The 20,839-nt window shown below is 55.5% G+C and carries 19 protein-coding genes; 4 read left to right on the top strand and 15 right to left on the bottom strand.

Annotated elements, in window-relative coordinates; translation table 11 throughout:
- The first annotated feature begins 369 nt into the window (after positions 1-369).
- A complete protein-coding gene (locus J0A66_RS16980) occupies positions 370-576 on the top strand; it encodes a hypothetical protein (RefSeq protein WP_206575045.1) in 207 nt (68 codons plus the stop codon).
- A 30-nt stretch (positions 577-606) separates the two neighbouring features.
- Positions 607-1,092 carry a hypothetical protein gene (locus J0A66_RS16985; RefSeq protein WP_206575046.1) on the top strand — a complete coding sequence of 162 codons (486 nt, stop codon included), beginning with the start codon at positions 607-609 and terminating at the stop codon, positions 1,090-1,092.
- Between the two features lie 13 nt (positions 1,093-1,105).
- Here the strand turns inward: J0A66_RS16985 and J0A66_RS16990 are convergent, their stop codons facing one another.
- The 13 genes from J0A66_RS16990 to J0A66_RS17050 form a co-directional block, all read right to left on the bottom strand.
- The gene (locus J0A66_RS16990; protein ID WP_241264267.1) at positions 1,106-1,357 is read right to left on the bottom strand and encodes a hypothetical protein; all 252 of its coding nucleotides are present in this window, start codon (positions 1,355-1,357) and stop codon (positions 1,106-1,108) included.
- 173 nt (positions 1,358-1,530) lie between these two features.
- Complete coding sequence (locus J0A66_RS16995) at positions 1,531-3,891, bottom strand: family 20 glycosylhydrolase (protein ID WP_206575047.1); 2,361 nt, start codon at positions 3,889-3,891, stop codon at positions 1,531-1,533.
- A gap of 9 nt (positions 3,892-3,900) precedes the next feature.
- Positions 3,901-4,056 (bottom strand): hypothetical protein, encoded by a 156-nt coding sequence (locus J0A66_RS17000; RefSeq protein ID WP_206575048.1) that lies wholly within the window; start codon positions 4,054-4,056, stop codon positions 3,901-3,903.
- Positions 4,053-5,564 carry a sodium:solute symporter family protein gene (locus tag J0A66_RS17005; protein WP_206575049.1) on the bottom strand — a complete coding sequence of 504 codons (1,512 nt, stop codon included), beginning with the start codon at positions 5,562-5,564 and terminating at the stop codon, positions 4,053-4,055. The genes J0A66_RS17000 and J0A66_RS17005 overlap by 4 nt, the downstream gene beginning before the upstream one ends.
- A 6-nt stretch (positions 5,565-5,570) precedes the next feature.
- A complete protein-coding gene (locus J0A66_RS17010) occupies positions 5,571-5,957 on the bottom strand; it encodes a RidA family protein (RefSeq protein WP_206575050.1) in 387 nt (128 codons plus the stop codon).
- Positions 5,954-7,423, bottom strand: a complete 1,470-nt coding sequence (locus J0A66_RS17015) for an N-acyl-D-amino-acid deacylase family protein (RefSeq protein WP_206575051.1) — start codon at positions 7,421-7,423, stop codon at positions 5,954-5,956. The genes J0A66_RS17010 and J0A66_RS17015 overlap by 4 nt, the downstream gene beginning before the upstream one ends.
- 1 nt (position 7,424) lies before the next feature.
- Positions 7,425-8,282, bottom strand: a complete 858-nt coding sequence (locus J0A66_RS17020) for a MurR/RpiR family transcriptional regulator (RefSeq protein ID WP_439098878.1) — start codon at positions 8,280-8,282, stop codon at positions 7,425-7,427.
- Positions 8,283-8,296: 14 nt separating this feature from the next.
- Positions 8,297-9,550, bottom strand: coding sequence for an amino acid deaminase (locus tag J0A66_RS17025; protein WP_206575053.1), 1,254 nt, complete (start codon positions 9,548-9,550; stop codon positions 8,297-8,299).
- Between the two features lie 564 nt (positions 9,551-10,114).
- Positions 10,115-11,770, bottom strand: a complete 1,656-nt coding sequence (locus tag J0A66_RS17030; RefSeq protein ID WP_206575054.1) for a sensor domain-containing diguanylate cyclase — start codon at positions 11,768-11,770, stop codon at positions 10,115-10,117.
- Positions 11,771-11,876: 106 nt separating this feature from the next.
- The gene (locus J0A66_RS17035; protein ID WP_241264268.1) at positions 11,877-13,109 is read right to left on the bottom strand and encodes an ABC transporter permease; all 1,233 of its coding nucleotides are present in this window, start codon (positions 13,107-13,109) and stop codon (positions 11,877-11,879) included.
- A 9-nt stretch (positions 13,110-13,118) separates the two neighbouring features.
- The gene (locus tag J0A66_RS17040; RefSeq protein WP_206575055.1) at positions 13,119-14,432 is read right to left on the bottom strand and encodes an ABC transporter permease; all 1,314 of its coding nucleotides are present in this window, start codon (positions 14,430-14,432) and stop codon (positions 13,119-13,121) included.
- A 10-nt stretch (positions 14,433-14,442) separates the two neighbouring features.
- Positions 14,443-15,171, bottom strand: coding sequence for an ABC transporter ATP-binding protein (locus tag J0A66_RS17045; protein ID WP_206575056.1), 729 nt, complete (start codon positions 15,169-15,171; stop codon positions 14,443-14,445).
- Between the two features lie 106 nt (positions 15,172-15,277).
- Positions 15,278-16,552, bottom strand: coding sequence for an efflux RND transporter periplasmic adaptor subunit (locus J0A66_RS17050; protein WP_206575057.1), 1,275 nt, complete (start codon positions 16,550-16,552; stop codon positions 15,278-15,280).
- A gap of 150 nt (positions 16,553-16,702) precedes the next feature.
- On the opposite strand from J0A66_RS17050, the gene J0A66_RS17055 reads away from it, so the two are divergent.
- Together J0A66_RS17055 and J0A66_RS17060 are read left to right on the top strand one after the other, a co-directional pair.
- Positions 16,703-17,089: an MAPEG family protein gene (locus J0A66_RS17055; RefSeq protein ID WP_206575058.1), complete on the top strand. Its 387-nt coding sequence runs from the start codon at positions 16,703-16,705 to the stop codon at positions 17,087-17,089.
- A gap of 3 nt (positions 17,090-17,092) precedes the next feature.
- Positions 17,093-17,632 (top strand): DUF2937 family protein, encoded by a 540-nt coding sequence (locus tag J0A66_RS17060; RefSeq protein ID WP_206575059.1) that lies wholly within the window; start codon positions 17,093-17,095, stop codon positions 17,630-17,632.
- Between the two features lie 91 nt (positions 17,633-17,723).
- Here J0A66_RS17060 and J0A66_RS17065 read toward each other — a convergent pair whose 3' ends face one another.
- Both J0A66_RS17065 and J0A66_RS17070 read right to left on the bottom strand, forming a co-directional pair.
- The gene (locus J0A66_RS17065) at positions 17,724-18,479 is read right to left on the bottom strand and encodes a metallophosphoesterase (RefSeq protein WP_206575060.1); all 756 of its coding nucleotides are present in this window, start codon (positions 18,477-18,479) and stop codon (positions 17,724-17,726) included.
- Positions 18,480-18,613: 134 nt separating this feature from the next.
- Entirely contained in the window at positions 18,614-20,764 is a 2,151-nt protein-coding gene (locus tag J0A66_RS17070; protein WP_206575061.1) for a PQQ-dependent sugar dehydrogenase, read from the bottom strand.
- Between the last annotated feature and the right edge of the window lie 75 nt (positions 20,765-20,839).

Consider the following 20,839-nt stretch of genomic DNA (forward strand, 5'->3'; position numbering starts at 1 on the left):
TCGTTCGATTTCTAGTTCAGTTATGCCTAAAATGGCACCTGCGTGGGACATCGGCTTATCTCCATTAAATGATCTTCGCAAAATCAGTTTAATGAATGCTGATGTCCCCCGTTAATGATGAAGAGCCTTATTTTCTCAGTAAATTGTCCGGGGCCGGACCTGGACCGGCGCGCTCCCCTAAAGCTATTTCCACATACCTCTGCACGCCTGCCAATATCAATCCTCTTCACATTGCTGATTGTTCCTTCTTAGTGGCTAAGTTAGATTGCCAGAGTTGAATTTTTCAACATTCAGGCAGGGGAGACCGACTGCAAGTCGGTTTTTTATCGGCTGTCTGATCTTAACTATCTGACTGAAAAGGTAATTGACATGAACTTCAAGAAGACTAAAGCTATGGTGATGGTGGGTTTGTTTGCCAGTGGCGCCGTGATGGCCGGTGGAAACGGAGGTGGCGACGAACCGCCAATGAAACCGGTTAAGACATCTCTCATTTGTGATATATTACCCCTCTACTGCATGACTGAGACTCAGGGCGGTAACGGCGGTGGCGACGAGCCACCTGATATACGTAAATAAGGCTGTAATGTGCAGGAACTGATCTTTGCAATGAATGAAATATCGCTAGGCTTTAATGTCCTGGCGATATTTGTTTATGTAGTGATGGTCAGGACGCGATCAGCCTTCCAGTGGATCCTGTTTGGTGTTTGCCTGATGGATATTCTCCACCAGTGGATGCACCGCAGTATGGTGATTTTGTGGCAGAATGAGCATATTCTGCCGCTGATTCATCATGCCTGGTACCTTACGTACGCCATGACTGACCTGGTGTTTGTGTTGTTAATGCTGTGGCTGTGCCGCAGCCATGGCCTGCGGCTTGGCAGTGTCAGCCTCTTTATTCTCAGTAGTTATGGATTACTGGCCATCACTCAAGTGGCGAGGTGGGGCGACAGGGTGCTGCTGCAGACCAATGCGATAAGTGAGCTGTACAAGTTGCTGATACCTACCCTTAGCATCGGTATTACCATCGCCGCCTTACTCTATGTGATGAAGCTCAGCATTTTGGTTCGATACTCCAGCGACAGCGAGGACTGAACCGGGAAGCGTTTTATTTGTCGACCAGTTTCAGGGCGGCAAACTCTTCATTCAATTGATATTTCTTGTCGGTCACAATGGCTTCAAGCACTTCCAGACGTTTCTTTACTCCCACCAGTTCCTGTTCCAGGCGATGCTTTTCCGAACTATCCAATTGTGTGCTCAGTTGGGCCATCTTCTTTTTATGGTCAGTCCAAATGCCTGCCATAACGATGGGTAGTACAAAGCAAAACATGATGACCAGCACAAATACCATTCCGTCCATTATCATTCCCCGTTTGGTTTTTTTATCATTAAAGCATGGGTGAAGCAGAAACTCTGCCAATATTAAAAATCAAATAAAAACAATGGGATATGAGTTTTAAGGGTGAATATGCCCATTGGCATTCAGTCTCCTTCACCAGTTTCTGGTCAGTTTCGCCAGTCTCTCCTTATAGCTCACCGGGAAAGGCATTGATCCAACAAGGCTTCGCTGACGATAGCGGCGCCAAGGACCATTTCGTTATCCATCACTTCGGACAGTTGCCAAAGTCGCCGGCGTACGGGCCAGGGCTCAGATCCAAGGGAAGACGCCTGGGTACACAGAGACAATATATCCTGATTCAGCGCCAGCAGCTGATCCAGCTGTTCTACCAGGGGTTGCAATGCAGCCAGATCGGGAAAGCGTTCAAGCATTTCCCGTACATGGGGCAAATTATCCCGCCACTTTTTAAACAAGGCCCGCAAGTTCTTCAGGGCCTGTGGGTCAGGCAGTTGCCTGATCCAGCGCTTTGCCTTAACCAGAGTGAGACTATGGGCAGGTAAGTAATCCACGTACTGGAACAGAGGCGCCTGCTGGTGATAAGCTCGGGCCCGGAACTTCATGTGATGCCGGGTATAGTACTGGGCCTGTTCCACGGCTTCGGCCAGCACCATGAGTGGCCTGGGATCCAGGCTGTTATCCAGCAGGGTGGCGAAGCCTTTTTGCTGCTGGGCGAGATGCTGCAATCCCACGTGCTCTCCATAGTCAGACATCCGGTCCAGACGACGGTACATATTATCTTCTTCCTGCAGGCTGACGGGGGACCACAAGCGTTCCCCAATGGCATAAAGTCGCGGCCACAGGCGCAGATCAAGGTTGTGCGGACCGATCAGTTCACTCCACAGGGTAGCTTCTCCGCCAAGCACGAGTCCGGAAGCCTGTTCTGGCAGGGGTAAGGCTGGTTGGGGCTGTGTCCTTTGTCCGTCAAGCCTTCTACCCTGTATCGGATAGGTGGCGTTACCTATCAGTACCCGCCCCTGAAGCTGTTGCGGGTTGTCCAACAGCAGGTCGAAACGGGTTGGCCCCATCCAGGTATCCAGTTGGAAACCTGTCAGTTTGGCTCTTATCTCCAACTCCTGAACAGGCCGGGGCCGCCTCTGTTCAAACGCTACCACTGCTCTTGCTTCCCCAGGTGACAGACAGAGGCTGAGTTCTCCTGTCACCGCCTTGCCCTTCAAGCGAGGGATACTGAATTTCCATCGTTGCCAGTGGTTCTCCTGGCAGTCGGGATTGATCTCCTGGGGGGCGGGCAGGGGATCATTGCGGTAGTGAAAGGCAGTGGATTGTGGCTGATCCACGTAGTAGCCGGTTGACAGTACTCCCTGAAAGCCGCTTCTGGCGGCGTCGGCCAGGTCATCCTGGCCCCGCCAGGATTGCACCACCGTCTGCTTGGGGAGTGTGGGATGGAGGATTTCGTCCCAGCCCATCATCAGCTTGCCATGACGGGCCAGAATGCCTTGGACCTGCCTGTTAAAATGGGCATGAAGCTGGGCCATATCCGCCAGATCATGCTTTTGCATATAAGCCTGCACCGACGCACTTTGCTTCCAATGCTCAGGATCCACCTCATCACCGCCTATATGCACATAAGGATCTGGGAACAGTTCAGCCAACTCTTCCACTATGCTCTCAATGAATTCGTAAACGGCAGGCTTGGAGGGATCCAGCAGGGGTTTGAAAACACCCCACCGGCGCTCCATCTGATAGGGACCGGCAGCGGCCATCAGCTCGGGATAGGCCACGGCAATGGCGCTGGCATGGCCGGGAATGTCAAACTCGGGAATCACCCTTATTCCCAGCTTACTGGCATAAGCGACCAGTTCGGCTATTTCCTTACGGCTGTAGTAAAGACCATCTGATGCCAGTTCATGAAGTCTGGGATAACCTCTCGACTCTATCCGCCAACCCTGATCGTCGGTCAGGTGCCAGTGGAACACGTTCAGTTTCGCGCTGGCCATACCATCGAGTTGGCGCTTGATATCTGCCAGCGGAATAAAGTGCCTCACGCTGTCGATAAGCAGGCCCCGCCACACAAAGCGCGGCGTATCTTCAATCCGTATGACCGGCAGTTGCCCGGGGTAGCTGAACAGCAGTTGGGCCAGGGTTTCCACACCACGAAGTACGCCCATTTCAGATCTGGCGCTGAGATCGATCCGATGTGAATTGATTTGTAAACGATAGCTTTCCTCCATTCTTACAGGTGGAGTCCCGGATGTGGTAGTGCCTGAGTTTTGGATATAAAGATGAACGGGATCGCCAAGTTGGCCGCCGGTCGTGGCCAGATAGGGAGCCAGGCGTTCATGCAGGTAGCTGTGCCGGGTTTCGCTCATCCCGCTGAGTTGCATCACCAGGCCGTTTCCGGGTATCTGAAAATAGCCCTGGCCGGTTGTCACGTTGGCGGGCATGGGCATCAACGGCAGGGTGCTTTGCATCGGATTGCACCAGGCTTGTACCGGTACGGTCAGCAGTATCAGGGTCAGTGTTATCCATACCCGCATAGATCCTCCTTATCCGGGGATGAAGTCTGCCAGGGCCTGGCGTGGCATAAAGGGATGGTGGTGAATAATCCGGTCAGCCAAGGTGCTGCCCTGGCCGGCAGAGCCACAAGTATGGGGTGGGCTGGTTTCGCTTATACCTTCGTCCAGGACTGTGATGGTTTTCATTGGTTTCCTTTGGGCTGCAGGTCAGCGGTACTTTTCGCCTCGGTAAGCCCCAGGGTGACTGGTTGCTGCTCCATCTCGGCGCGTTGGCTGTCCAGTATGGCCAGGGCCTGTGCCGCCGTCACCCGGTTAGCCGGGGTCAGCAGGCTGACCAGCCAACCTGCCATAAACGACATGAGCAGGGAAGGCAGGATGGGATTGCCAAACCATTGATTCCAATCCTGGTTAAGGCTTACCAGCAATGCAGTGAGCATTCCGCCAATCAGGCTGGCCAGGGCACCCTGCCAGTTGTACCTGGGCCAGAAACGGCCCATGAGTCCGCATATGCACATGCCGGTCATCAATATGGCTATCATTTTAGTGATATAGGCGATGATGTCGTCGGAACCCAGCGCAAACACCAGGGCCAGCATGACGGTCAGCAGCAGGCTGAAGCGGGATAACAAGACGACCTTGCCAGGAGCGGGCATTTTGTCAAACAGCAGGCAGTATAGGTCCCGTAATACCACGCTGACCGCGGCGATGGCATCAGAGCTGGCACTGGACAGGGTAGCGGATACGCCGGCAACAACAATCATCAGACCCAGTATCAAGGGCATCACGTTAAGGGCTAAATGGGGAAAGGCGAATGAGGCATTATCCAGATTGCTGTTATGGGCATAGGCCGCCATGCCGATAACCGCCGGGATGCAGGAAAATAACAGGTAGAGCAGGCCTGAGCAGACAAATGAACGGCGAATGGATGTCACATCCTTGCCTGAGTAAATGCGCTGGCGAAAAGAAGGAGTGGCCAGGATGCCGACCAGAATGGCCACTGACAGTGACAGAGCCGGCAACGGGCCAATTTTGTCGATGGCGAACCAGGACAAGTTGGCAGCCGGCTGGGCGGCCATCATGCTTTCCCATCCGCCCACCGCCATCACTGAAAATACAGCCATCAGGAGAAAGCCGACAAACAGGATCAGCGCCTGTAAGGTATCAGTCCAGACCACGGCGGTATAGCCACCGATAGCCACATAGAGCGCAAAGCTGATGGCGATTAACACTTTGGCCCATTGCAGGTCCAGGTCCGTCAGCCAGGACAGATACATGCCGCCGCCGATGATATGCGCGCCCAGCCAGCCGATGCTGGCGACGAAGATAATCAGGGCAATCAGGTTCTTAATCAGGGGGTGGGCACCCACATAATAACTCAGCTCTTCGCTCATGGTCATAAAGCGGAGATTGCGCATTGGTGCAAACCACCAGGCCAGCAACAATATCCCTATGGCCCCGCCCACGCCATACAGGGTGCCTGCCCAGCCGTTGTGGTAGGCAAAACCCACTGCCCCCATGGACGAACCTGTGCCGACCATGGTAGCGACCGTAGTGCCCAGGGTCAGCAGTAAAGGCAGGCGGCGCCCCCCGAGCAGAAAATCCTCGCCCCCCTGATTGCGTTTTGATACCAGCCAGCTCAGGCCGATCATAAACAACAGGTAGAAGCTGAGAATCAGGAGATAGGTTAACTGCATGATATGTCACGGCGCCTTGTAGCAGGTGATATCCACCTCGACCTTGCAATCCACCACCAGGTCAGCCACGGCACAGATACGCGCAGGCGGATGCCCGGCGAAAAATTCACTGAATACCCGGTTAAATGAGGTGAAATAACGGGCATCGGTAAGAATAACCGAAACATGCACGACATCTTCCAGGCCGTAACCGGCCTCCTCCATGATGGCAAGGCAATTTTCTATGGCAAGCCTGGATTGTTCAACAATACCCCCTTCCACGATCTCGCCGTCACGCATGGGTGTCTGGCCCGAAACCTTCAGCCAGCCACCAGCTTCCACGGCCCGGGAAAAGGGCAGGGGTTGTCCGCCAGTGCCCTGATTGCCTGCTGCTCCTATGCGTCTGATACTCATGCCGGTCTCCTTTGATGTCTTAAAAAGCGTCCGGCCCGATTGGCCGTCAATTGGGCTTGTTGTTGATCGTTCAGATAACTGAGTTGGCCGTTTACCCATACCCGGTGAATGCCTTCACTGAGTTGCTTGGGGTCGATAAACGTGGCTTTGTCACCTACTTGTTTGGGATCAAACAGCACCAGATCGGCCTGGTAGCCCGGTTTGAGCAGGCCCCGGCCAGACAGGGCAAATTCGTGGGCCGACAGACCAGTCATCTTGTGGATGGCAAGATTCAGGGGCATCAACCGCCGGTCACGGACGTAGTGTCCCAGTACACGGGGAAAGGTGCCCCAAAGCCGGGGATGTGGGCTGGGATCGCAGGGCAGGCCATCAGAGCCGACCATGCTGTGGGGAAAGGACAGGATAGTCTGCACATCCGATTCATCCATACCATGGTAAACGGCCCCTGCCGGCTGCAGGCGGATGGCCGCTTCCCGCAGACTGGTCTGCCAGGTCGCTGCAATCTGGGCCAGGGTCATGCCGGCCATCTCTGGACAGGTCTCAGACCAGGTAATCATAATATCGAAGTCATCGGTGACCTGAGCCAGATCCAGGGTGCTGGAACTGGCATGATAGGGGTAGCAATCACAACCTATGTGCTGGTGCTTCCGGGCTTTCTCTACATGGGCGAGCACTTCTTTGGAGCGTCCCCAGTTCGCCTTGCCGGCGCATTTGAGATGCGAAATCACTACCCGGACGTTATGTCTTTTCCCCACCGCAAAGGCTTCATCCAGGGCACCCAGGATGCCGTCGAATTCAGTGCGAAGATGAGTGGTGTACAGGGCCTGGAAATCGGGCAGTAAGGCCGCGAGCGCTTCTACTTCTTCAGCAGGAGCATGCACCGCGCTGTGGTATGCCAGACCGGTACTCAGGCCCTTGGCCCCCTCCGCAAGCGCCGCCTGCAGCAGCGCGGCCATCTGTTGGATTTCTTCTGCTGTGGCCGCCCTGTCCAGGCGGTCCATAAACTGAGCGCGCAGTGCGGTGTGTCCGACCAGCGCCGCCACATTGACAGCAGGCCGGGCCTGTTCCACTGCCTGTATGTAATCCCTCAGGCTCGGGAAGCGAAACTCACCGGCCTTGCCCAGCAGGTTAAGCGGATCGGGCAACTGTTGCTGCACCGCCACCGGGCTGGCGCTGATGCCGCAATTACCCACTATCACTGTGGTTACACCCTGACTGAGTTTGTTCAGCATCTGCGGATGGCGGATCACCTCGATATCATCATGGGTATGGACATCAATAAACCCGGGGGCCAGCGCCAGGCCAGCGGCATCCAGCGTCTGGGTTGGGCGCAGATGCTTCAGTTGGCCGATAGCCTGAATCTTATCCCCCTGAATAGCCAGATCCTGGCAGGTGGCGGGTTGACCGGAGCCGTCATAGAGAGTGGCATTGGTGATCACTAAATCCGTAGTGGCTTGCTCTGACAAACTAGTCTCCGAGAGGTAACCGGTCTGAACCCTTGCGGTGCTCGTCCAGGTGATGCTTAAGTCGCCGCAACTTCTCACGTGACTTGCGTTGGTTTCTGACCGCGATTTCACTGGCCAGGATGTCGATGGCTGCCAGCATCACATAGCGTGAGGCACTGGGTTTGAAAATGTAGTCTGCTTCCTGAGTCGTAATGGGCAGATGGACGTCGGCTATAGTCGCCAGTTCCCCCCTGGGACAGATGGCAATCACATGGGCGCCATATTCTTTCGCGATCAGGGCTGAGGCCTTGACGTCCGGGCTGACCCCGCTCAGTGACAGGCAGATGACCACGTCGTTCTTGTTGACGGTAGACGCTGTCATCCTCATCAACATAGGATCCGAATAAGGGTTACTTTTCACCTCCAGGCGGAACAGCCTGTGGTGACACTCCTGGGCCATTACGGTACTGCCGCCGCCGACGCCGAAGATCAGAACATGTCCTGCCTGAGTCGCCAACAGGCTGGCTTTCTGTACCGCTTCATCCGAAATCAGACCGGTGTTCAGATCCAGGATTTCATGTATAGCCTGATAAATGGCCGGGATATCTTTTTTCTTGACCGGCTTGTTTGAGATGAAGCGCTCGCCAACCGCCGCTGACTGGGCAAGGAGCATCTTCAGCTCCCGCACATTCTTGCATGCCAGTGCCCTGGCCAGCCTGGTGATGCTGGCATGGCTGACCCCGGCCCTATCAGAAATTTCATTGATGGACGCGCTGGCCGCAAAACTCAAATCGCTGAGAATGAATTTGGCGACCTTCTGCTCGGAAGGGCGCAGGTGTGACAGTCGGCTGTTGATGCGAGACACTATGTCCAAGGTCATCCCCTTATAAGGCATTAAAAGTAGGTTTGTATCAGTTGCCGAATACGAAAATCGTCATCGACAATACCCAGGTAACGCCATTTATCCATGGTTAAACAGGGATGTGAAGTAGAAAAGCTCAGCATATCACCCACCTGTAAATCTGCCTCAGCCCCGCATTCCAGCATCGCGTGCTGATCCATGATCCTGACCAGCCGCCAGCCTGGCTGTGCCGGTACGGGGGCAGCCCTACCCGGGCGATGATGCAGGACAGGAGCGGGCAGACCGGCGTCAAAGGCGACATCCCGTTTACCCATGCCGATAACGGCCATACCGGGCTCGGGGACAGACTGTACATACGCCCAAAGGGTCAGGCTACTGATGAGATCACCCTGGATATCGCAGGCAAGGGTACTGCGTTGTCTTACCTGTTGCTGGGCTTCTGCATAGATACCCGTGTCGTGGATCAGGTAACAGCCGGGTCGCAGCAATACCCGGATCCGTCCGGGCAGGGTCGCAGGATCGAGATGCCGGACGACCAGGTCGTACCACGCCGAGCCGGCGCCACTGATCAGTACCTCACCAGGGGCGAAATAGTCCTGCTCCAGCAGCTCCAACAATAACTGACGATTCTGTTCTACAAAGCCTGCAATCTGCTGTTCTGCCGGGTCGCCGTGAATGACCCCTTCATAAAATGCCAGACCTCGAAGCTTGAGGGAGGGAAACTGACCTATTGCCCGGCACAGGGTGTTGGCCTGGTCGGCCCGGCGCACCCCACAACGTCCACCCGGTACGCCAATCTCCACCAACACATTCATTGACAGACCCTGATGGGTGAAAAATCCGTCCAGGGTCTTCAGATTGTCCAGGCAATCGACGAAACAATAGCATTCCAACCCCTCCCTAATCTGATCAGCTACCAGTTGCATATTCCTTTTACCCACCAACTGATTGGCCAACATCACCCGACTGACGCCGCTTTGGCTGGCCGCCACCAGTTGCTGGGCTGTGGCCAGGCTCAATCCCCAACAACCGGCCTCCAGTTGCATTTGAAAAAGCTCAGGTGACATGCTGGTCTTGCCGTGCGGCGCCAAACTGACGTCACTGGCCAGACTGAAATCCCGCATCCAGCGCAGATTATTCTGCAAGGCACTACGACTCAACAGGGCAACGGGCAGGGCAACTTCTTCACCGAGCAAATCCCAGCCGCATTGGACCAGGCTGTCTAACTCACCCAGACCTTTTTGCTGTCGGGCGGCCTGTGGGGTCAGGAACCTTGTTGTATCCATCACACTGCATCGTCCTTCAGCACGGAACAAACGGCATAATCGTCCCTGTCAGAAAATAACCATTGCATCACTAACTCCAGTAATGTTAATAATTACCATATAAAGAAGTTTAATATGATAAAAAGTAACATGAGCAAAGTTAAAGGGCCTGCAGATTTTTGTCAACAAGGATGTCGGCGAAAAGTTAAGCCGGTTAATGAATTGCCAGAGCCGAAAATGTTCTAGATGCCCTCTCAGGACCAGATTCTGCTCTGCAATAAGGGGAGGCTGGCCAGAACAGTCCCGCACAGGCTGTCCTGAATCAGCCTCCCCACCTTTCTTGCCTTATTGGTTGGTACGTCATCAGCACTATCAGTGGGGAGCTTTTCACCATCAGGAGCATCCCGGTGGGCCGGCCAGTGCCAGTGTGGCCGGATAAAGATCTGCTGGAGATTTAACCGGACGGGAAGGGGACAGGACTCTTCGTCCAGTACCGTTAACACTGACCAGGATGATTTTCGCCGGCTTGAAAGCGTAAAAGCTGTCTGGCCTGATACCGTTGAATAACCCCTATGCCTGAAGCTGTCAGGCCAGCACGGCTACCCTGGCCCGACCTTGGTGTTTGGCCTCATAGAGGGCCTTGTCCGCTCTGCCTATGGCATCGTCGAGGTGATGATCAGTACTTAGCACACTGGTGATCCCGACACTGAATGTCACCCTGACAGGTATTTTGTCCACACTGATGGGTTCACTGCCCAGATTTTGAATAAGCCGGGTCATCACATACTCCGCGGCGGACTGTTCGGTGGCGGGCATCAGACAAAGGAATTCTTCTCCTCCGTAGCGGCCCAGTAGATCCTGCTGCCTCAGTGCCCCTTTGAGCTTGCGTCCGACTATCTGCAACACTGCATCGCCTATGGCATGGCCATGGGTATCATTGATGCGTTTGAAGTGATCAAGATCGATCAGGGCAACCACCAGTCGGGAATCTTTGTCCCGGCACTCGTTGAATAATGTCTGGCCAATCTCCTTAAGAGCCCGCCGATTGGGCAGTTGCGTCAGTTCATCGGTGGTGGCCCGCTTGTATTGATCCAGCTCCCGGTTTTTCAACTCCACCATCTTATAGCCCAGCGCCATCGACAGCAGCAGGGTTTCGAACAAAGACGCGATAGCGACCCCGTAGATGACCAGGGCATTGAGTTCCACCAGCCCCAGGCCATACAGCACCCTGATCCCCACGGCCAGACAGACACTGGCCCAGGCAGTGAACAAATACTCGGCTGGATAGCCGCCACGCCGGTTGAACAGCATCATGCCCAAGGCGCCCATGGTGGCAACGGAAAGCCATAATGAGGTCAGTTGTAATATCCCAGAGCCCAGGCTTTGATGCAGCAGGGTCAACGGCACGCTGGCCAGGGCCAGCCAGGCCGGATAGCGCAGGAGGTACCGGCTGATACGAGGGTAATAGGCGGCGATACCGGAGAACCTGATGATAAAGCGGTTGGCAAAAAACACCGTCAGGGCTGCCGCTGTCCACAGGTACCAGTGGGCTACCCCAAGGGACCAACCAGGGATAAGCCGATAGACACCTTCAGAGAGAAACAGGAACAGCAGGTTACTGTATAAAAACGGCAGGTAGCGGGCGTAGTCGCGGTCGCGACTGCGCAGGAATACCAGGGTATTGACCAGCGTCAGGGTCAGGAAAGCGGCAAACAATCCGGTGTAATACAGCCGGGTATTCTGGGTGGATTGCAAAAATGATGTCTCGGACCAGGCTGAAACATGCAGCACAGAAGCCTGCGCAGGCAGGGCTTCCAGTAACAGGTAAGTGGTTTGGGCCGGCAGGGCAAAAGCGATGGCGCGGCTGGCCTGACGTCCATGCCTGGGCAGTGCCGGGCCGGGCGATCCCCTTTCATCCATTGGATAGAGGGCCAGATGCTTAAACCAGAACAGATCCAGTGAGATAACCTGTACCGGATCCGGGCAGCCCGCCAGGGAAATGACAAATTGCTGCGATTTGGGTTGTTTGCTCAGCTTCACCGGGCCGGACAGGGCGGGGGAAGAGGGCGGTATATCAGTCAGCCCCGGCGGGGTTTCTGAGGCATAAAGCTTGGGACTACAGAAGGTGGCGTCAGCCCTTTCCATATGGGTATCGGGTAACAGGCCAATGACAAAGCCGAACAGGCTGACAAGAATGGCCAGTTCCAACCAAATCCAGCCAACATGCCGTTGATTTCCCATCTGATACTGCCTCATTCAGAATAAGCCGGGGCGACAGATTCAAACCTGCCGCCCCGAGTCTACCACAAGGGCAAATCAACGATCACCCCTGGTGTGAGGCCGGGTCTCAGACGGTTCGGGTTGCAATAGCCGGCGCGATTCCCGCCGCCCGTTTGGCCGGCCCGAACACCGCCAGTTGGCCGACCATCCACAGCACCAACATGCCCAGCGGAATAAAATACCAGTCGATACGATCCAGACTGAAGGCCTGCACCAGGTAGATATTCAGTCCTATGGTCAGAGCGGCGCCCAGCACCACGCCCACGGTGCTGATTAAGAAATTTTCCAGCATAAAGTAGCGCAGAATCGCGCTCTGGCTGGCACCCAGCGCCCTGCGTGTGCCGATTTGCTTGCGACGGCGATTGACGCTGAAACTGGCCAGGCCAACGATACCCAGTGCAGTGACAACCGTCAGGATGACCATTACGGTGGTGAGGATCTTGATCATGGCGCCGTGGCGGCGGTAGCTTCGTTCACGGGTGTCCATCATGCTGGTCACGTCCCTTATGATGCGGCCTTTGTTGCTCTCGGCAAGGATCTCCTCCACCTTGGGCATCAGCTCGTCCCTCCTGCCCGGTTCGGTACGCACCAGATACCGGGAGGAACTGAACAGGGTTTTCTCCGGCGACAGCATGGCATGTTCGACATTGTTCCAGCCTACCCAGGGGGCCTGGAGCTTATCGATAATGCCCATTATCAGTATCGGCTCGTTGTCGTTGATATACACCGTCTTGCCGACCACCTGCTGCCAGGGTTCCTCCGGGAACAAACTTTCGGCCATGGCTTTGGTGATAATCGTCTGATCAGGCCAGTTGGTCTGGGCCCGTTCACGCCAGCGGACATGGGTGGGTTTGAAGGCTTCACCGGCGATGAGTTCCAGATCCAGCGCCTCCAGCACGTGTTCATCGACCATGTACACCGCCGTGCCCACCCCGTCAAATTCGGCGCCGGGCTGAGTTTGCAAACCCATGGACCAGCCTCCGCCACTGATGGGTATGGCGTTGATCTGAACGGCGTCGATGACGCCGGGCAGGGCACGGATAGTATTAAGATCCGTTTCTATCGTCACCTGCTCGTTAAAGTCGTTGGCAAAGCCGGTGCTGATCAGGTGGAAGCTGTTGGCTTCGTCTATGCCACTGTCTCTGGCCATCAGTTCCTGACGTTCCAGGATGATGTGGATGGCGTTGACAATGATGCACATGGTCACCGCAATCTGGATGGCGATCAGCAGGGCACCAACCTTGTTGCGCATCAGGGCTCTTAAAATGGGGCCCACTTCCCATGAAGATGAATTGAACATGGGGACTCCTTATTGACTCTTGAGTTGGCTGGCAGGGGCGATATTGCAGGCCCGCCAGGTGGGATATAGACCGGCTGCAATACTGGACACCAATGCCAGCAGCAGAGCCACGGCCACCATGGTCAGATCCAGTGACGTGAGATTCTCGGCAAAGTCCCCGTACAGGCTGCCGATGCCGAGCAGTCCGAGCATGGCCAGTCCCAGCCCGGCGATGCCGCCGGCAATTCCGATGCAGGCCGTTTCCACCAGGTGCTGCATGAACAAATCCCCCTTGGAGGCACCTACGGCGCGGCGCAATCCTATCTCCGCCGCCTTGCCGCTGAATTTGGACAATAACAGGCCGATGGTGTTAAGCAGGCAAACCAGCAGGAACATAAAGCTCAGCCACAGCATAATGCGGGCATCGTCGGCCACCACTTCCTGAATCTCCATCCACTGCATTACGTTGGACAAGCGGTTGTTGAGTGGTCGGGGAAAGCGGCCCAGGGCTTTCTGATCATCGGCATAGCTGTTCAAAAACGCCAGGTAGTCTTGTTTGTCCCGCTCAGTGGGTAATTCCACCCACATCTGGTAGTTGACGCATTCGGACTGTAAGAAGGCCTTGAAGCTGTCACCTTCCGGGCTTTTCCAGCAGTTGGTATTGCCGCCGTTGGGCAACTCCAGTTCTTCTTTAAGCAAAAAGGGCATAAACAGGTCTTCAGTCTCGTTAAAGGCGCCGGTGGTGACATCATAGAACTTGGGCACCGGCTGCCAGTGATTGAGGACCCCGACCACAGTAAACTGGTTGCCGCCGATACGGATGCTGCGACCTACCGAGTTCTCGCCGCCGAACACCCGTTCGTTGGTTTCCCGGCTCAGCACCACTATCTGTTCGCGGGCCAGATCCTGACTCTCACTCCAACCGCTGCCATACAGAAACGGCACATCGAACATGGGGAAAAAATCAGCAAAGGTCAGACGAATGCCGGCATTAAAAGGCTTGGAGTCCTGCCCATGGGGCTCTATTACCGCGCCGGAGCTGGCCATAGCGACCTGTCTGGTCGCCTTACGGGCATTCATCAGGTTGTTGGCATCGGTCCAGGTCAACTGATCCGGTGGTTCATTGGGTTCATCGTAGGGGTCGTTGGGATCCCAACTGTCCACTTGCACGTAAAAGAGCTCATCGCTCTTATGTGGAATGGGATCGGCCGACATCAGATAGTTGACGGTAATAGTGGTCATGCTGGCACCAATGCCCAGGGCAATGGCGGCCACCATCAGACTGCTCAGAATGGGATTGCGCTTGATGCTAAGCAGCGCCAGTCGCAGATAGTAGCTGAACATAGGGGGCTCCTTATTGCTTGCTGTTGGCCACTTTGGATGCCGCAGTCTCGTCTTCGGCAAAAGCGGAGACTTCATGCAACTCACTGACCTTGCCGTCCCTGACGAAGATGTTACGTCTGGCCTGTTTGGCCAGTAACGGATCGTGGGTAACCATAACGATGGTGGTGCCCCGGGCATTAATGTCTTTAAGCAGATCCATCACGCTGTGGGCCATTTTGCTGTCCAGATTGCCCGTAGGCTCATCCGCCAGCAGAAAACGTGGCTCGCCGGCCAGGGCCCGGGCGATGGCCACCCGTTGCTGCTGACCGCCGGAAAGCTGTGATGGCAGATGTTTCATACGGCTGGCCAGGCCCACCATTTCCAGGCTCTGCTCGATCCGCCGCTTACGTTCAGCCGACCTGAACCCCCGGTAGCGCAGGGGAACATCCACGTTGTCGAACAGGTTCAAATCCGGTATCAGGTTAAACCCCTGAAAGATAAAGCCTATCTTCTCGTTACGGATGCGGCTGCGCTCCTTGTCACTGAGGTTGCTCACATCCAGGCCATCCAGGTGGTATTGACCTCCATTGAAGGTCTCAAGCAGACCGGCGATGTTCAAGAAGGTGGTCTTACCCGAACCGGACGGCCCGGTCACGGCGACAAAGTCCCCCTCCTGCACATGCAGGTTGAAGTCGCGAAGGGCATGGGTTTCCACCAGATCGGTGCGAAATACCTTGGTCACATTATTCATTTTTAACATTATGTTATCCCTTGTTAGTAGTTACCGGTGACGGATGTTCGATACTGATGTCGTCATGTTATTGATTCGGCTTACTCATCATCCGTTACTTGTTACTCGTTACTGTTCAGTTAGTGATCTGTACCAGTTCCGCCCCGTCGAACTGATCCGTGCCTGACACTATGATGGTATCTCCGGGCTTAAGACCGGCCAGGACTTCAACGCTGGACAGGCTTCTGGCGCCTGTTTCGATGGTCTGGCGCCTGGCCATGCCATCACTGACCACATAGGCGATGCGGCCGTTGCCGCTTTCCAGGAACTGGCCGCGCTGGACCATCATCACGTTGGCCTTGTTTTCCATCAGGATGCGGGTGGTCAGGCGCTGATTCTGGCGCAGACCCTGGGGGGTAGAGGAGGCGAAACGCACCCGTCCGGTCACCTGATTGTTCTCAATCTCAGGGGAGATAGTGACCAGCGTGGCCTGGTGCGTTTCACCATTGAAGTTGACTTGTGCATCCATGCCGATGGCCAGATCGTCGGCGTAGCTTTCTGGGATGGCCACCTCCAGTTCGAACTGGGTCAGGTCCACCACACTGAGAATGGCCTGGTTTCTGGCTACCTGGTTTTTCTGCTGCACCGCCAGATTGCCCACTATGCCGTTAACAGGGGAGCGCAGGGACAGCTCATCCACCTGGCGCTTTAGCTCGCTGACCAGCAGGGTCTGGCGATCCACCTGCAATTGGCTGCTTTGAATTTCGAATTCCAGCCTTTCGAGGTCCAGATTGCCGTCCTGCACCGCATGCTGATAGACCAGTCTGGCGTTTTCCAGCTCATCCTGGGCCTTCTCATAGTCAATCTGGCTGATGGTGTTGGTTTCATAGGCCTTGTCGGCGCGGCGTTTTTCACGGTCGGCGGCGGTCAGGGCGACTTTGGCCATATCCACCGCTTTCTGGTTCTCCAACTGTTGGATCTTGGCCTGAATACGCTGACGATCCAGCTCCATAATGAGCTTCTGCAGACTGGACTCTTCCTGCTCCAGTTCATTGGTCAGTTCGGGACTGTCGATGCTGGCCAGCACCTGTCCGACGCTGACCTCGTCGCCGGCATCCACTTCGAAGGTAATGGTGCCCTGGGCCGGACTGTAGAGTCTTGGGCTGACGGCGGCCACTACCTGACCCTGCACCGACAGATCGCGGACAAAATCACCCTGTGTAACCTGGGCCAGGCGCAGGCGTTGCAAGGGCACCGATATTTCGGCGCTGGACCAGTTACTGATGGCCGGGGCCAGCGTACTGAGGCCGGCGGCCCCAACGGCCAGCGCGATGGCGACAAACAAATATTTCTTGCGATTCTTACTTGGGGCCAGAACCACGTCCTGGCCGCTGGTATCGGCGATTTTCATTCCGTCTTCCTGAAATTACTGAGAAACAATCACTGGGTAAGTCGAGACGACAGAACAAATGGTTTAAATCGGGAATGTAAAAAATTGTGTTTTTTTAAAGACCTACAAAGCGCTAGGATAACTAATATTAAAAAAATGGGAGAAATACAGATGGTAACCTTGTTTTACGCGGGTTTGCTGACGCTGCTGGTGGTGGCACTGTCAGCCAGGGTCATAGTGCTGCGCAACCGTCATCGGGTGGCCATCGGCGATGGCGGTAATCAGGAGCTGCAACTGGCTATCCGTGCCCATGGCAATACCCTGGAGTATATTCCCCTGGCCCTGGTATTGATGCTGATGCTGGAGTCAGTGAATATTGGCGATAGCCTGTTGCATGGACTTGGCTTGCTGTTGCTGGCGGGCAGGCTGATCCATGCCTATTCGATTCCGGCCAGAAATCTTAAGTTGAGAGTCACCGGCATGATCCTGACTTTTTTGATGCTGCTGGTCAGCGCCGGTATCGGTCTGGGCCTGGCCGTCACCCGGCTGAGCCTGTAAGCCATGCTGTCCAGTCTGGCAGGCAAATGTGCCGACTACCTGCGCCTGCTGCTGTTTATGGCGGCGGTGCTTGTCGGCGTCCAGCTTCCTGGATTTGTGCAGCAATACGAGAATGCCCTGCAGGCGCACCTGGCTGAGGCCCGGTTGAGCCTTGCGCCTTTTGTGCGGGATGCGCAGATCCATACTGGTGGTAGCCTGCAAGCCTTGATCGCACGTTACCAGCAGAATGCCGATATGGCCGTCAGGGCGGGGGGCAGCAATATCCAGGCGTTGGCCGAGCGGGTAAGCTATCTTGAGCAGAGGCTGGATAAACTATCAGGCAATCCCCTGCAAAGGGCATGGCACAGCCTTATCCGGCCGGACAAGCCGCTGTTCAATGAAGTACGTCGGCAGTATGACTATCAGGTGCCGCTGGATCTGGCTGCCATCGGCTGGGGCCTGGTCGTGGGACTGATTGTTATGGTGCTACTGGATGTATTGCTTGGGCTGTTACGCCTGACAGGTATGCTGGTTGCAGGGCATAAAGGCCATCGCCAGTCTTAGCAGTACCTGCGTCTTTCCAAGCCCTGACCAGGCGTCATGACAATGTTCTGCCCCTATGATGTCGTGGTGTGAAGTACATTACGGGTCTTGTTTAACCTTCTGTCTGTAACGGTATGAAGGCGGGTTGTTTCTCTGTCAGTTTCATCAGCTTCTTCCGTTTTATTATCGTCAGACTGCCCAGTTTTGGCCGATACTGTCCGCCCTGGTTGATGCCCACCACATTGCCCCTGGCCCAGCATTTCTTTGCGGCAACCCCGCCCACCACAATACAATCGGCTTGCGGATATATCTGGGCTTTCTGCCTCGGCGCCCTATCTGAGCTCAGGCAGTCGAACAATTGTCCGGTGCCTGCCATGGCAAAGCCCTCCGCACTAAAATCCTCCAGCGGCATTCGCGACACCAGACCAATGACCCGGTGCTTTTTCTGTGGGATCAGATAGGCAAGGGGCAGTTTAAGCACGGCGTTAACGGCAGGTGCCAAATCGACTTTGAGGCGAATGTCCTGATCGAAAGCCCAGTGGCCGCCCTGCACGTACCAGTGAAGGTAGTGACCTGACTCCAGGGCATCCAGCATCAGCAATTCATGGATCCCTAACACCGAATAAAACCAGGGCTCAGCCAGCAGATCCAGCAGTTGGGCGCTGTCGTTGCCGTAGTCGATGAAATTGCCGGTGGTGAAGAGCCGGTCGTGCCTGATATTGAATTGGGCTTTGCGGAGGGCTTTTTGCAACAGATGAAACTGGCCACAGAGGTCACCGACAAAGTAGTCCTTGCCGGTCTCGTTAACCTCCAGTTGCCTGAAACGGATAAAGCCTGCAAGCGGCTTGGCCAGATCCAGTTGGTTCATAACGGCCCCTGATTGAAAACGGAGTTTGCAGGCCCTGGTGGCAGAACGGCTGCCAGCGGAATCAACAGGCAATACGTTATCAGTTCAGGGGCGGCTTACAACCGGGGTCACAAATAATTCATATTCAAGACAGGCTAACTGCAACTAGCCAGTTGGTTGATCCAGTCGCCAATCAGCTGGCTGCCGGTGGCATCGGTCTGGTGGATGCTGACCGGCGGCATGCGCCATTGCCCCTCTTCGAGCATACGCAGGTACAAAAGTGAGCGGTCTGCCTCTCCCGGTGTAATAAGCCTGGCCCCGGTCACGCCGAGATCCCCGCCAAGGGGCGCCTCGTTACAGGTATTGGTATCAACAAAGTCAATCCAAGAGCGCAGGTCCATATCGCTTTGGGTTGGTCCGGTGGGCCGGTGACAATGACTGCAGTTGCTGTGCAGGTAGGCGCGCGCCCGCTCGGTTAACGGTTCGCTGCTGTCCTGACTGTTAACCAGGCGGTTGGCTTTAAGAGATTCCTCCAGCGGAGAATGAAACAGGTTGATTGCCGTAAAAGTATCCAACTGATTGGCGCTGATGCCGGTCTGCGGATAGGTAAAGTCTCTGTTTAACTGGGCCACTTCCAGGCCCAGGCTGTGCCCCGCCGCCGATGTATGGCACTGGTTGCATTCGGCCCCTGAGGGGTAGTGCCAGGTCTGCCCGGACAAGTCTGCATCCCTGGCTCCCTCCAGAAGCTCTGCATCGCTTTTGTCTTCATTCCATTGATAACTGTAGCCGCGCCAGTTGGCGTCCTGGCCACGCATGTACAGCCGGGTTTCAATCAACTGTTCATCCAGTAGCAAATGCTGCATCAACACCGAGCCGTTGGGCAGAACAAAATCGCCCTGCTCATTAACACTGATGCGGGTATCGTCAGGCAGGGCCACAAACCGTTGCTTGCTGGCTCCGTCTGACCAGTAGGGTTCGATGACATCGAAGGGAATCAGCCCGTCTGCCGGCTCTGCCGGATTGGCGGACTGCACACAGCCGGTTTGGGATAACAGAGCTGGCGCCTGGTGGCTGTCCTGCTGATTCGGATCCAACCGATACAAACCTGAGAAGGTGACCAGATAGAGCTCGTTGTTGCTGTCCTGGGCAAAGGACGCCACGTTCAGGCCGGTCTCCAGCAAGGTCTGGCGGCGATAACTGTCTCCTTCCGGAAACAAGGCCCACAGGGTGCCCGAGCCAAAATCCGCAAACAGGTAGGCGCCCTGCAGTCCGGGAATAGTGTCGCCACGGTACACATAGCCACCGGTCACAGAGTTGCCCAGACTGTGATCGTACTCGGCAACCGGCGCTTCATAGGGACCATCCGTGGTACAGCTGTTGCTGGTGCGGTGGAGCCCTTCGTAACAGCGCCAGCCGTAATTACCGCCAGACTCGATGATATTGATCTCTTCATACTGATTCTGGCCAACGTCTGCCAGCCACAGCTGGCCGTTCATGGCGTCGAAGCTGAACCGCCAGGGGTTGCGCAGGCCCCAGGCATAGATTTCCTCCCTGGCACCGGGGACGTTGTTGCCATCCGCCGCACTGCCGTCCCTGTTCAGCCTGAGCATGGAGCCCAGCAGGGTGGAAAGGGTCTGGCCGTTGTTGTCCGGATCGTTGCCCGCGCCGCCATCGCCAAGACCCCAGTACAGCAACTCATCAGGGCCCACAACAATATGGCCGCCGTTGTGATTGCCGTAAGGCTGTGGCACGGTAAGCAAGTCCTGCCTAACCAGATTGTCGCCGTTTTTGACCAGTGACTGGCCGTTTCCCTGACTCTGGAACCGGCCAAGCACGGAACGCATACCGCCTCCGATCTCCTCGGTGAAGGACAGATAAAGATAACCGTTGGTTTCGAAATCAGGGTCGAAAGCCATGCCCAGCAGACCGCACTCCCCACAGGGACTAAGGGCATAGAAATCGGCCAGATCGACCAGTTGGCTGCGGTTGCCGGTGGACAGATCCAGCCGGTAAATCAGGCCCCGCTGCTGAACCACATAGACAATGTCCGGCAGTGAAGGGTGGGGAAGCATCAGTAACGGCGAGGAAAAATTCAGCTCGGGCACCAAAGGGGTGAGCTTCACCTCGGTAGACGTGGACTGGCCAAAAGCCTGGCAGGTCGCGTTTTGCGGCCGTTCAGTCAGGCCCACCGGAGGGGTGTCTCCCCCATTGCCGTTATCCGGTGGCGTATCGCCTTCATTGCCATTGCCGCCACCTCCACAGGCACTGAGCAATAAAGCCGCCAGAATTGATATGAGTTTAAGCATTTTCCATCCTTACCAAAAAGCTTAACGCTAAGCTTAGTGGAGCAGAGTGGATTGTTCCTGGCCGCTGCGCTGTCG

The sequence above is a fragment of the Bowmanella dokdonensis genome (assembly GCF_017254865.1).
GTDB classification, from domain to species: domain Bacteria; phylum Pseudomonadota; class Gammaproteobacteria; order Enterobacterales; family Alteromonadaceae; genus Bowmanella; species Bowmanella dokdonensis.